The sequence below is a fragment of the Novosphingobium sp. 9 genome (assembly GCF_025340265.1).
GTDB lineage: Bacteria > Pseudomonadota > Alphaproteobacteria > Sphingomonadales > Sphingomonadaceae > Novosphingobium.
In genome coordinates, this window is record NZ_CP022707.1 from 946,731 (window position 1) to 959,712 (window position 12,982).

Here is a 12,982-nt window from a genome sequence, read left to right on the forward strand (position 1 = left end):
ATCTCGAGGCTCTTGATGAACCCTACTGAAATTTATGACGCATTGGCGGAGATTGCCGCCGAACCGTTTTGCGCCACCGAATTCCCCTTCGCCTTTGCCGCCGCCACAGATGGTGCCAAGGCTGCGATCTCCAAGCTGCGGAGCGGGGCGACCAACAAGTCCGACCTTCAAGGCGGTGTGCTGTTCGGCAAGAAGTTCCACTATGCCCCTGCGCTTGCAGGCATGACCGATGTCACGCTGGACCAGCTGCGTAGCTCGAAGAAGACCAAAACCTCAAAGCCCGCGATTTTGATCGCCACCGATGGCGAGATGATCTCGGCAGAGCATCCGGCCTCGGGCGATACGCTCCATAGCCGCTTTGCCGAGCTTGGCGACAACTTCGGCTTCTTCCTACCTGCCGCGGGCAAGGAACGCTACCGCGCGGTCGAAGAAAACCCCGTCGACGTCAAGGCGACTGGCAAGCTGGCCCGGCTCTATGACGCGCTGACCAAAGCCAATCCGGACTGGGGCAGCGACGAACGTCGGCACGAGATGAACCAGCTGATGATGCGGCTGATCTTCTGCATGTTTGCCGAGGATGTCGGCATCTTTCCCGACAACCAGTTCTCACGCTTGCTGTTCATCCATGCGGGCGACAAGGGCGAGGAAGCGCGCGAAGCCATCATCGCGGCCTTTCAGGCGATGAACCGGCCCAAGGCAAAACGCGAGGGCCTGCCTGCCTGGACGGGCGAGCTGGAATACGTCAACGGCGGGCTTTTCGCGGGCGCCATCGACGCGCCGCGCTTTGACGGCGTGGCCTTCCGCTATCTGCGCGAGGCTTGCGATCTGAACTGGCGAGAGATCAACCCCGACATCTTCGGCTCGATGATCCAGTCGGTTGCGGATCCGAAGCAACGCTCGGAACTGGGGATGCACTACACCTCCGTGCCGAACATCATGAAGGTGATCGGGCCGCTGTTCCTCGATGACCTCGATGCCGATATCCACAAGGCCTGGGACCGCGCCCGCGCGCTGCAACAGGTGCTGGACCGGATGTCGCGCATCCGCGTGTTTGACCCGGCCTGTGGCTCGGGCAACTTTCTTGTCGTGTCTTATCGCGAGCTGCGGGCGCGCGAGACGCGCATCCTGCGGCGGCTGGAAGAGATGAATGGCCCCGGCTCGATGCAGATGTTCTCGGCCATCTCGATCAGCCATTTCTATGGGATCGAGATCGCGGATTTCGCTGCCGAGACTGCCAAGCTGGCGCTGTTCATCGCCGAATACCAGGCGAATGCAAGCTTTGCCGAAGTCTTTGGGCGCCGCCCCGCAGCGCTGCCCCTGAAGGACGCAGCGCATATCCGCACCGAGAACTCGCTGCGCATCGACTGGGAAGAGGTCTGCCCGCCCCCCGGTGAAGGCGAGGAAGTGTTTATTGCGGGCAATCCGCCGTTCCTTGGGTCAACGTATCAGAGCAAAGAACAGAAGGCCGACTTTGCGCACGTCTTCTCAGGGCAAGTGAAGAGCTTCGCAGCCTTCGATTTCGTCGCTGCCTGGTTTTTCAAGGCATCCTGCTTCATTCGAGGCAGGGCATCGCGAGCTGCGTTGGTGTCGACCAACTCGGTTTGCCAAGGATACTCGGTCGCGGCCTTGTGGCCTTACGTCTTGGAGGGTGACCTTGAAATCGGCTTCGCGCATAAGGACTTCAAATGGCGTAACAATGCTTCGGCGAACGCGGCTGTTATTTGTTCCGTCATTGGAATACGTAATAGCAGCAAAGAGCCGAAGCGTCTATTTGTGGACGGTATCGAAAGCGTCATCGAAAATATCAACGCTTACTTGGTGGCTGGACCTTCACTCTACGTTGAAGCTATACGGAATGGCATCTTTGGCCTGCCATACATGGATTACGGCAACAAACCAGCCGATGGCGGCTTCCTAATCCTCTCAGTCGACGAACGAAATTCAATCATGTCGTCTGCACCAGATGCTGAGCCCTTCATCAAGAGGTACATGGGGTCTCAAGAGGTAACCAAAGGGATCGAGCGATACTGCCTGTGGGTTTCAGCCAGTCAATATGAAGAAGCGCGCAAGATTCCCGCCTTGGAAGAGCGCTTTGAAAACGTCAGGCAGTTTCGGCTTGCCAGCACCAAAGAGCCTACTCGCCGAATGGCGGAGTGGCCTTATGAGTTCGATCAAATACGTATCGACCCGAAGGCGCATTCGATCCTCGTCCCCAGCGTCACCTCCGAACGCCGTCCATACTTGCCTGTTGAGCGTGTCGGGGCAGATGTGATAGCCTCGAACCTTAACCAGGTGCTTTACAACGCTCCCGAATGGTGCATCGCCCTGATCGCCTCACGCCTGCACCTCGTTTGGATCGCTACCGTCTGCGGCAAGCTGAAATCCGACTTCCGCTACTCCAACACCCTCGGCTGGAACACCTTCCCGGTGCCGAAGTTCGCTGAGGATCAGTTGGAGGCGCTCTCGGCCTCGGCCCGCAAGATCCTGCGCTGCCGCTATTCCCATTACCCCGCCACGATTGCCGAGCTCTATGACCCCGACAAAATGCCCGCCGACCTGCGCGCCGTGCATCGGGAAAACGACGAGCTTTTGGAAAGCATGTATATCGGCCGCTCCTTCCGCAATGACACCGAACGGTTGGAGAAGCTCTTCAAGCTCTATGCCGCCAAGGTGAAATCGCTGGAAGCCACGCCAAAGAAAAAGAGGGCCTGATAGATGGTTCAGATGGTCAATGTCACCTATGGAACCTCCAAGGCGACAACGAACTCCCTTGGTCAGCGCCCGATGCAGGCCCGCACCTATGCTGCCCGTGCCGCGCAGTTCCTGCTGCTGAAAGCGCCCCCGGCGGCGGGCAAGAGTCGCGCGCTGATGTTCGTGGCGCTCGACAAGCTGCGCCATCAGGGGCTGGACAAGACCATCGTCTGCGTGCCCGAAACCTCGATCGGCGGCTCGTTCCGCTCGACCGATCTGACCAGCTATGGCTTCGAGGCGGATTGGGAGGTCGATGACCGCTGGAACCTTTGCCTGACCGGCGAGGATGCCGGCAAACAGAAGGTGAAAGCCTTCCAGACCTTCATGGAGAGCGATGCCAGGGTGCTGGTCTGCACCCATGCCACCTTCCGCTTCGGTTTTGACGAGGTGATCAAGACCAAGGGAATCGAGGCCTTCGACAGCTGCTTCATTGCTATCGACGAATTCCACCATGTGTCGGCTTCGGACAATAACAGGCTGGGGGTCATCCTGCGCAGCCTGATCAATCGCGCCGAGTGCCATGTGATGGCGATGACCGGCAGCTATTTCCGTGGCGATGCAGATCCGGTGCTTCGTCTCGAGGACGAGGATCGCTTCACCAAGATCACCTACAGCTATTACGAGCAGCTGGAGGGCTACGCCTGGCTCAAGGCGCTCGGGATTAACTACGACTTCTACAAGGGCAATTACGTCAACGGGCTGCCGGGCGTGCTGAACCCCGATCAGAAAACGATCATCCACATCCCGCATCGTGGGTCGTCCGAGGCGTTCGATGACAAGTTCAACGAGGTGGGCAAGATCCTCGACCTGCTGGGCACACATGAGGGGCGCGATCCCGAGACGGGGTTTGATCTGGTGCGCAAGCCCGATGGCGGACTGCTGAAAGTGGCGGACCTGGTGGATGACGGGACGGGCCGCGATATCGTGAAGGCATCGCTGTCGCGTGAAATCAAAGGGCCAGATGGCAAACGCGATGATGTTGCGGACCGAGCCAAGGTCGACATCATCATTGCTCTCGGCATGGCTAAGGAGGGTTTCGACTGGGTCTGGTGTGAACATGCTCTGACGATCGGCTATCGGTCGTCTCTGACCGAGATCGTGCAGATCATCGGGCGCGCGACCCGCGACGCGCCGGGCAAGCCCCGCGCGCTGTTCACGAACCTTGTTGCCGAACCCGGCGTCGAAACCGGTGTCGTGACCGATGCCGTAAACGACATGCTCAAGGCCATCTCCGGGTCGCTTCTGATGGAGCAGGTACTGGCCCCCAACTTCAAGTTCTACCGCCGCGAAGATGGCGACGTGCGGGCGCCCATAGGCACCGATGATGAAGGCAATATTACAATCGGCATTAAGGGACTGGTCGAGCCGCCCACGAACCGTTCGCGCGAGATCTGCGAAAAGGACATGAACGATCTGATAGCGACTGCCTATCAGGAGATGGACCGGCGCGTACTGTCGCCTGAAACGGCCCCCGAGGTCGCGACCCAGATGGTGCTCACCGATATCATCGAGAAGCGGTATGAGGCGCTGGATGCCGAGGAAGCGGAATCCGTCCGTCAGCATCTGGCGGCGCATATGAACGTCTTGACGCTGGCGCGGAAGGAAGCCGAACGCGGTTTTGCTGGGGGGCAGTCGCCCTTGAGCGGTTCGCCCCGAAGCCGAGCGGTGACGACGATGATGACGAGCCCGCCAGCGCACCGAATACGCTTCTGGAGATGGTCCGAAAATTCATCAACGTCCGAGACATCGATATCGAGTTGATCGACAGCGTAAACACCTTCCAGGAGCGCTTCGAGGTCGCATCGAAATCGCTGAACTCTGAGCTACTGTCACATGTGCAGTCAGCGATGGTGGCCTTGCGCGTAAACATGACCGGCGATGAGGCCCGAACGCTTTGGCCTCGCATCAAGGCATTCCGCGCTGCCGAAGGGCATGAGCCTAATGTCCATTCCGCCAATCCCCTTGAAAAGCGCATGGCAGAGGCACTCGCTTGGCTGAAGGCCGAAAAGGCCAAGCGCCTGCGTGAGGGGGCTCTGTGATGTCACGCCCGAGCTTGGAAGATATTTTCATGGAAGACGACGAGTTCGGCCTGTTGGATGTCAAACCTCGCGCGGGGCGCGGTGGTCCTTCGCAGGATCGTGGCGTCGCAGCCTTGCTCGAAGTAACCGCCTTCTATGAGCGTCATTCGCGCCTCCCCGATCCAGACGCAATGGATCATGACGAGATGCGCCTTGGAGCAATCTGGGATACCGTAAAGTTGGCTCCCGCCGATCAAATGCGGGCTGTGGATCGGTTGGGCCTGCTAAGCGCCTCCGCCGCCCCAAAGTCGCGTTCATGGCAAGATGAGCCTGTCGACGCTGATATTCCCAATAGCTTGGATGACATCTTTGCTGATGACGATCTTGATGTTGATGCGTCACTGGTCAGCCTCAAGCACACCACACCGGCTGCAGAAAGGCACGTTCCTGATCATCGCGCGGACTTCGTGCTCTGTCAGGATTTCGAGCAATTCCGGGAGCGCTTTGAGACAGTTCAGCGGGGCTTGGAAGCAGGTGAGCGCCAAGCAAGCCCGGTACGGAAATGGTCGGTGATCGAGCCGATCGAAGGGGACTTCTTCATAAGGAACGGTTTGCTCGCCATGATCGCCGAGAAGTCGGAAATGACCGCCCGTGGCGGCACGCGCGACCATCGGCTTCGCGTCATCTTTTCAAACGGTACAGAGAGCGACCCGCTCATGTCGTCATTCCGAAAATCCCTGAATGACGATAAGACAGCTCGCATGGTCCAGAAGGTTGGCCTCGGACCGCTTGATCCTGAATGGGAAAACGATCAGCTCGAACTGTCGGGAACGATCTATGTTGCCCGCTCCCGATCTGAAAATCCCGAGATCAAAGGGCAGCGTATGATCTTGCATAAGATCGGCGTCACCAGCCAGGATGTATCCCGCCGTGTTGCGGACGCCAGAAACGATCCAACGTTTCTTCTGGCGCCGGTGGAAATCGTCGCGACCTACAGCCTGCAAAATCTGTCCCGCAACAAAGTCGAGAACTTGCTGCATCGTTTCTTCGCAGCGGCTCGTCCGGCTAAACTATTCGTCACAGATCGGTTCGGGAAGAAGGTTCTTCCTAAGGAATGGTTCTATGTCCTGCCAGAACACGTCGGTCAGGCAGCTAAGCTGATCGAAGAGGGGACCTTGCATCGGTATCTTTATGATGTCGAAACTCAGAGGATTCTATTAAAAAACGAGATAACCTGAGTTCTGCACATTCAGCTTCTTCGAAAAATACCAGCAATTCCGGCTGTCGGAAAGGGACTGGGGCCTGCCATCTGCCGCGCCTGGTGCGAAGGTCGGCTCTTGGGCCGAAGGGGACTATGCGCTTTAAGCGTGAATGTCTGCTTCGCCATTTTCTGGCCAAAACCCGTCCTTCTCCTTTCGGCCAAGTGCAGTCTATTCGCGGACGTCCGGCGCTTGCCCGGCTACTTCGCGTAAAGCGGCGAAGGCAGCCCTGCCGAAGGTGTCGGGGCCGGTTTCGGGGGCCGCGAGCCAGGCCTGTGTCGACAGCTTCAGAATGCCGATCGCAGCTGCCGCAGTGACGCGGCATTCGATGTCGTCTTGCGGGCGCTCTTTCCTATCGGCCAGAGCTTTGGCGAGCACCCGCTCGAATTTCTCGTACTTGGCCTGATCGCCCGCGCTCAGCGCAGGGGTGTCCTGGATTAGCCGGGCAAGGTCGCGCGACGCTTCCGACAGATGGGTCTGTGCCAATTCCACGAAGGCGTTCTCGACCATGTCGAGCAGCGGTTCCTCGACGGGGCGCCGATTTATCGCTTCTGCCACGAGCGCCGGAAAATCGGCCTTGGTGGAGAAGACGATCTCCTCCTTCGAGCCGAAATAATGGAACAGACTGCGGCGCGAAACGTCTGCCGCTGCAGCGATGTCGTCGAGCGTCGTCGCTTCGAACCCGCGTTCCAGAAACAGGCGCATCGCCTCGTCCTGAATGCGGGCGCGGGTCCGGGAGCGCTTTCGCGCTCGCAGACCGACCGTGTCAGGTGAGAGTATGTCTTGCACTGCTTGTATTTTTGCACTGAGTGCACAATATCGCGCCCAGTGCCCTCCTGTGGCTGATCGATGCGAAGGATAGCAAAAATGGCGAGCTGGACCACCAAGGATATTCCCGACCAGTCCGGCAGGCTGGCGATCGTCACTGGCGCCACCGGAGGCCTCGGGCTGGAGACGGCCCTCGCGCTGGCAGGCGCGGGAGCAGAGGTCATTCTGGCGGCGCGCAATCCGAACAAAGGACGCGCGGCGGAAGCGCTGATCCGCCAGCGACATCCCGATGCCCGCGTCCGCTTCGATCGTGTCGATCTGGCCAGCCTCGCTTCGGTTCGCGATTTTGCCCAGCGGCAACTGGCGAGCGAGCGCCCGATCGACATTCTCGTCAACAACGCCGGCATCATGGCGCTGCCCCGGCGCGAAACCACGCTCGACGGGCACGAGATGCAGTTCGCCACCAACTACCTCTCGCACTTCGCGCTGACCGGCCAGTTGCTGCCGCTGCTGAGCGCAGGCAAGGCGCGCGTGGTGGAGGTGTCGAGCATCGCCCATCGCAGCGGCAGAATCCGGATCGACGATCTCGATTACGGGCAAGGCTACAGGCCCTGGCCGGTCTATGCGCAGTCCAAGCTGGCGATGCTGATGTTCGCGCTCGAACTGGATCGCCGCAGCCGCGCGAACGGCTGGGGGATCACCAGCGTGGCTGCCCATCCGGGTGCTGCCGACACCGATCTGGTCGCGAACGGTATGGGCGCTGCGAGCCGGTTGATGACCTGGGGAAGCGCGATAGCCCTCAAGCTGATCGGCCATTCCGCCCAAGACGGCGCGCTGCCGCTACTGATGGCCGCGACCATGCCGGGTATCCGGGGCGGCGAGTATTTCGGGCCGCAGGGCTTTCGCGAGATGAAAGGACCACCGGGCGCGGGCAGGATTGAGCCACAGGCGCGCGATGCCGAGGTCGCCGCGCAGCTGTGGGCGCGGTCCGAGGCGATGACCGGCGTGGCGTTCGGCTGAAGCACAAGACCATGTTCCATCTGATCTTCGCCTTGCCGTGGGCCTATGTTGTCGCGCGCACCCTGCTGCCATTGCCCTGGGCGCTCGGCGTGAAGCTGGCGGTCGCCCTGATCCTGCTCGTCGGAGCGCAGTCGCACCTGTGGAGCCGTATCTCTTCGGGATCGGTGTTCAGTCCGGAATTTCCCCGGCCGCTCATCGTCGTGCTTAACTGGCTGTTCGGGTGTATTGCCCAGCTGGCCGTGTTCCAGATCGCGCTCGACGTGGTGAGGCTGGCAGCCACGATAACCGGGATCGGCGCAGACGCCCCCTGGATCGAGGCGCGCTACGCCATCGCTGTGCTGGCCTTGGTGCTGGCGGCCATCGGCGTGTGGAACGCCATCGGCGTACCGCGCCTGCGCAAGGTGACCGTCACGATCCCAGCGCTTCCCGAAGCGTTCGAGGGCTATACCCTCATCCAGCTTACCGACCTGCACATCAGCCGGCTGTTCCCCGCCGGCTGGACGCGCGCCGTGGTCGAGGCGACCAACCGGCTGGATGCGGACCTGATCGTCGTGACGGGTGACGTGATCGATGGCAGCGTCGACAACCGGCGCACAGGCGTCGAACCCTTGCGCGAACTGCGCGCGAAAGACGGGGTGTACCTTTGTCCCGGCAACCATGAATACCTCTCGGGCTACGATCCATGGATGGCGCACCTTGCATCGCTGGGCATGCGGGTACTGGGCAATGCCCATGCGGTGATCGCGCGAGGCGATGAGGCTCTCGTCGTGGCCGGTCTCACCGATCCTTCGGCGCGCGGCGTCGGCAAGCCGCTCCCCGATCTGGGGCAGGCGCTTGAGGGATCTCCACCGGACGCCCCGATCATCCTGCTCGATCACGAACCGGGGCGGGCGCAAGAAGCGGCCCGGCGCGGCGTGGCGTTGCAGCTCTCGGGCCATACCCACGGCGGCATGATCGTCGGGCTCGACCGACTGGTCGCGCGCGGCAATAGCGGCTTCGTCTCGGGGCTCTATGAGGTTGGCACAATGGCGCTCTACGTCAACAACGGCACCGGCATTTGGCCGGGGTTCGCCCTGAGGTTGGGCAAGCCGTCCGAACTGACCTTGATTACCTTGCATCGTGCGACTGGCTGAGCGATTTGGCAAGTTTCCCGGCTCCCTTTTGATCAGGCAACAGTCCGGCTTTCGCTTGGCTGTTGCTGAAGCTAGAGAGCCGGGCATGGTGACCGTTTCGCCCGACGTCTATAATCGAGCCGCTTCGCTGCTGGCTGAAAATCCGGAATACCGGGTGCTGCGCAAGCTTCGTCCAGTGGCAGGGTTTCATCGACCGGTGCCTGGCGCTCGCAACCGTATCGGCGTTGCGATCGATGTCGAGACCACTGGGCTGGACTACGAATCCGACCGGATCATTGAACTGGCCCTCCAGCGATTTCGCTACGACGATGCCGGGCGGATCGTGCAGGTCGGCCAGGCCCGGGTCTGGCGTGAAGAGCCGGGTGAGCCCCTCGATCTCAGGATAACGAAACTGACCGGCTTGACCGATGAGGTCCTGGCGGGACAGTCGATCGACGATACCCTTGCGCTCGAAATTCTGGGCTCGGCCGATTTGATCGTTGCCCATAACGCGCGGTTCGATCGGCCGTTCGTCGATCGCAGGTTGCCCGCGCTCGCCGGTAAGGCCTGGGCCTGCTCGATGTCCGAACTGGACTGGCTGGAACTCGGTTTCGACGGGCGTGCGCTTGCCCATCTCGTCTCGCAGTGCGGCTGGTTCTATGAAGGTCATCGGGCTGAAAACGACATCCTCGCGCTCCTATACCTTCTGGCGCATGACTTGCCGGACGGCGAAACCGTGATGGCCAAGCTGATAGCCTGTTCGGAGCGGTCGTCTTTCCAGGTGAATGCGGTCGATGCCCCCTTCGATGCCAAGGACCGCCTAAAAGCCCGAGGCTATCGCTGGAATTCTGCGTTGCGCTTCTGGACGACCGAGATCGCGGAGGCGGATCACGGTGCGGAGCGGGCATGGCTGATGAGCGAGGTCTATACCGGGTACGGCGAGCCCGCGTTCATTCCTGTCAGCGCCTGCGAACGGCATTCCAGAGCAGTATGAAGTCCTACTGAAAAGATCGCTTGTCTAGCTCTGGCTCTGACGCCCCGTATCCGGCAAGACTGCATTCTAACGCTTCAGCGCTTCGTGCTTCCATCGTGTCTCTCGTAGGGGGCCCGGCTGTGATGCCCCGAACCTAAATCACCATGCGGACTTTGCGTTGATAGCTGCCTATGGTCTGGTTCGCGCTACATCGACGCTTTTTGGGAATCTCGATCCAAACGAAGGACAGCTCGTCATCTGGTAGATTGCGGGCAAACTCTGGCGACGCGCTGCCCATCGTCCCACCGCTTCTTGTAGATCGCGGCCCCTTTGCCCAGTTGCCAGCAGGATAGGTCTCCTGTTTCGCTGGATACCAGAGCCAGGGTTCGACCGTACCTGTCGGTTCCTATCCTCTCGATCGTGAGGCGGCCATGCAGTGCATCTCGCAGGCTATCCGTCGATGCTTCCGGATTGCCAGGTGCGCACTGCCTTCCCTTTCGGCAATGGCCGGCAAGTTCGGGAGCATCGATGCCCAGCAAGCGAATGCGTTCGCCGGCACAATTGAGCGTATCACCGTCCACCACACGACAGTCGGTGAGCGGGTGGCCGGTACGGGCCGGTGGATTTTCCGGCCAAATTAGTGATGCCGCACCGGCACCAGCTCCCGCCAGCGCAGCTGCGCCGAACCATGCGGCAATTACTTTGGTCGTTCTGGACCGTGACCTGCGGCGGTAGTGGTCAAATTTGATCAGGTTGTCAGTTCGATGGCGCCTGCGCATGGCGCTCTTTACGCCGTGTGGGGAGGTTTCCAAACACTCAGATTAGAATGCTGCCCCGCGCCTTTCGCGCGGCCGCGCTCTATCCTCGCTTCGCTTCGACCGAGCCGCCTGCGGCGTCTCGTCCCATGCGGGCAAGGATCGCTGGCAGGGGCCGTCCCGCCTTCCGCGCTCCGGATGCGGACAGCGCGGCGGGCCGCGCTGGCGCCGGGTTGATGGACCTGCCGGGCAGGCGGAGTGGGCGTCACTACCCTCTAGGCCCGCCGCGGCGGCGCGCAACCTGAGCTCTGGCTCAGGTCCTGCACTTCGTTGCGGCCTTGTCAGGTGCGCCCCGCCTCGGACGGCGGGCCTTGCCGGTTCGCTCCTGTCGCCCACCCCGCCCTCCGGCCGGTCAATGCGCGCGATGGAAGAAGGAGTGAAGATCATGGAACTCAAGCACATCGACATCACCCGTCTGTCGGTTTCCAGCCTCAACATGCGGGGCACGAGGAAGGCCTGCGACATCGCCAATATCCTGCCCTCGGTCAGGGCACGCGGCGTGCTGGTGCCGCTGATCGTTCGCGAGATGGATCGGTCTGGAAGTGAGGTCGCAGACGGGGTGGAGCATCGCCCTGCTTACGAGATTCTGGCAGGCAAGCGGCGCTATCATGCGGCGCTTACCGTGGTGGAAGAAGGTGGCGGCATTGAGGACCTGCCCTGCGCGGTGATCGAGCCGGGGGACGATGCAGGGGCGCTCGAAGCCTCGCTGATCGAGAACATTGCACGGCTCGATCCTGACGAGATGACCCGCTGCGAAACGTTCACCCGGCTGGTGCGCGAGGGCCGCGATGTGGATGGCATTGCCCTGACCTTCGGGCTGACGGCTTTGCAGGTGAAGCGCACGCTGGCGCTCGGCAACCTGATCCCGCGCCTGCGCAACCTCTACCGGGCAGACGGTATCGATGCAGTGTCGCTGCGGCACCTGACGATGGCCTCGAAGGCAAAGCAGAAGGAGTGGCTGGCCCTTTATGACGACGAACGCGCAACAGCACCGACCGGAGCATGGCTCAAGGCATGGCTGTTCGGGGGTGCCTCGATCCCGGTCGGGGCCGCGCTGTTCGATGTGGAGGCCTATCCCGGCGAGATCGTTGCCGACCTGTTCGGCGAGGAGCGCTACTTCGCCTGTGCCGAGGTGTTCTGGAGCGCGCAGATGGAGGCCATCGAGGCCCGTGCCGACGCCTGTCGCGAAGCAGGCTGGGGCGAGGTGGTGATCCTCCCGCGCGGCGATGCCTTCCACACATGGGAGCACGAGCGCATGGCCAAGGGTAAAGGCGGGCGGGTCTATGTCGTTATCGGCCATCGCGGCGATGTCACGTTCCACGAAGGCTATGTGACCACGAAGGAAGCACGGCGGCTGGAACGCGGGGAGGTACTGGAGAAGGTCTCCCGGCCCGAAGTGTCGAGCACGGTGAATGCCTATATCGATCTGCACCGCCATGCTGCCGTGCGGGCCAGACTGGTGGAAGATACCGGCCTGTCGCTGCGGGTGATGGTGGCCCATGCGATCATGGGGTCGGGGCTGTGGACCGTGCGGATCGAACCACAGAAATGCCCCACCGATGCCGTGGTCGAGAGCATCGAGTCCTGCCTGTCCGAAGCCCTGTTCGATGCAAGGCGGCGCGAGGTTCTGGCCTTGCTGGAACGCGATCCCGATACCCCGACTGTCACCGGCAGCGAGGAAGAGCACGGCATCTGCGGTCTGCTGCTGCGGCTGATCGCCCTGGACGATGCAGCGGTGCTGCAAGTTCTGGCCGTGGTCATGGGCGAGACGCTCGATGTGGGTACAGGCCTGATCGAAATGCTGGGCACGCACATGGGCGTGACCATGGCCGATGTCTGGCAGGCCGACGATGCGCTGCTCGAGGCCGTGCGCGACCGCGAGGTGATCGGGCATTTGCTGGCCGATCTGGCAGGCGAAGCGGTGGCAACCGAGAACGCCAAGGCCACTACCAAGGTACAGCGCGGGATCATCCGCGATTGCCTTGCCGGGGCCAGTGGACGGCGCAGACACGAAAGCTGGGTGCCGCGCTGGATGGCGTTTCCGGCGAGCGCCTACACGATGCGCGGCGGGGTCGGCAGTGTCGAGCGGGCAGGCCGGATCGCATCTACCGAGGCGCCTGTGTCAGAGGTCGAAGACGCCGACGCCGAGGGCGATGTCCAAGCCGATGAAGGCGAAGGGGCAACCGCCCCCACACCGACACCGATGCCGATACCGCCTTGCCCAAGGCGGCATGACAGGGGATAGGGCCGGTTCCCGGTGGGACCG

At 61.6% G+C, this 12,982-nt stretch carries 10 protein-coding genes; 8 read left to right on the top strand and 2 right to left on the bottom strand.

What is annotated here, in order from left to right:
• The first annotated feature begins 15 nt into the window (after nucleotides 1-15).
• From CI805_RS04730 to CI805_RS04745, 4 genes are all read left to right on the top strand, one after another.
• The gene (locus tag CI805_RS04730; RefSeq protein ID WP_260926721.1) at nucleotides 16-2,712 is read left to right on the top strand and encodes a class I SAM-dependent DNA methyltransferase; all 2,697 of its coding nucleotides are present in this window, start codon (nucleotides 16-18) and stop codon (nucleotides 2,710-2,712) included.
• A 72-nt stretch (nucleotides 2,713-2,784) separates the two neighbouring features.
• Nucleotides 2,785-4,512 carry a DEAD/DEAH box helicase gene (locus tag CI805_RS04735; protein WP_409934944.1) on the top strand — a complete coding sequence of 576 codons (1,728 nt, stop codon included), beginning with the start codon at nucleotides 2,785-2,787 and terminating at the stop codon, nucleotides 4,510-4,512.
• Complete coding sequence (locus CI805_RS04740; RefSeq protein WP_260926724.1) at nucleotides 4,467-4,790, top strand: hypothetical protein; 324 nt, start codon at nucleotides 4,467-4,469, stop codon at nucleotides 4,788-4,790. The genes CI805_RS04735 and CI805_RS04740 overlap by 46 nt, the downstream gene beginning before the upstream one ends.
• 29 nt (nucleotides 4,791-4,819) lie before the next feature.
• Nucleotides 4,820-6,007 (top strand): GIY-YIG nuclease family protein, encoded by a 1,188-nt coding sequence (locus CI805_RS04745; RefSeq protein ID WP_260926726.1) that lies wholly within the window; start codon nucleotides 4,820-4,822, stop codon nucleotides 6,005-6,007.
• 192 nt (nucleotides 6,008-6,199) lie between these two features.
• Here CI805_RS04745 and CI805_RS04750 read toward each other — a convergent pair whose 3' ends face one another.
• The gene (locus CI805_RS04750) at nucleotides 6,200-6,733 is read right to left on the bottom strand and encodes a TetR/AcrR family transcriptional regulator (protein ID WP_260926728.1); all 534 of its coding nucleotides are present in this window, start codon (nucleotides 6,731-6,733) and stop codon (nucleotides 6,200-6,202) included.
• A 162-nt stretch (nucleotides 6,734-6,895) separates the two neighbouring features.
• Between CI805_RS04750 and CI805_RS04755 the strand changes: the two genes are divergently transcribed.
• From CI805_RS04755 to CI805_RS04765, 3 genes are read left to right on the top strand one after another with little or no spacing between them, the layout of a single operon-like run.
• The gene (locus tag CI805_RS04755) at nucleotides 6,896-7,816 is read left to right on the top strand and encodes an SDR family oxidoreductase (protein ID WP_260926730.1); all 921 of its coding nucleotides are present in this window, start codon (nucleotides 6,896-6,898) and stop codon (nucleotides 7,814-7,816) included.
• 11 nt (nucleotides 7,817-7,827) lie between these two features.
• Nucleotides 7,828-8,949 (top strand): metallophosphoesterase, encoded by a 1,122-nt coding sequence (locus tag CI805_RS04760; protein WP_260926733.1) that lies wholly within the window; start codon nucleotides 7,828-7,830, stop codon nucleotides 8,947-8,949.
• On the top strand, nucleotides 8,936-9,922 hold the full coding sequence (locus CI805_RS04765) for a 3'-5' exonuclease (protein WP_260926734.1): 987 nt from the start codon (nucleotides 8,936-8,938) through the stop codon (nucleotides 9,920-9,922). Before CI805_RS04760 ends, CI805_RS04765 begins: the two co-directional genes overlap by 14 nt.
• Nucleotides 9,923-10,155: 233 nt before the next feature.
• Here the strand turns inward: CI805_RS04765 and CI805_RS04770 are convergent, their stop codons facing one another.
• Entirely contained in the window at nucleotides 10,156-10,680 is a 525-nt protein-coding gene (locus CI805_RS04770; RefSeq protein WP_313958528.1) for a thermonuclease family protein, read from the bottom strand.
• A gap of 421 nt (nucleotides 10,681-11,101) precedes the next feature.
• On the opposite strand from CI805_RS04770, the gene CI805_RS04775 reads away from it, so the two are divergent.
• A complete protein-coding gene (locus CI805_RS04775; RefSeq protein WP_260926735.1) occupies nucleotides 11,102-12,961 on the top strand; it encodes a ParB/RepB/Spo0J family partition protein in 1,860 nt (619 codons plus the stop codon).
• Nucleotides 12,962-12,982 lie beyond the last annotated feature (21 nt).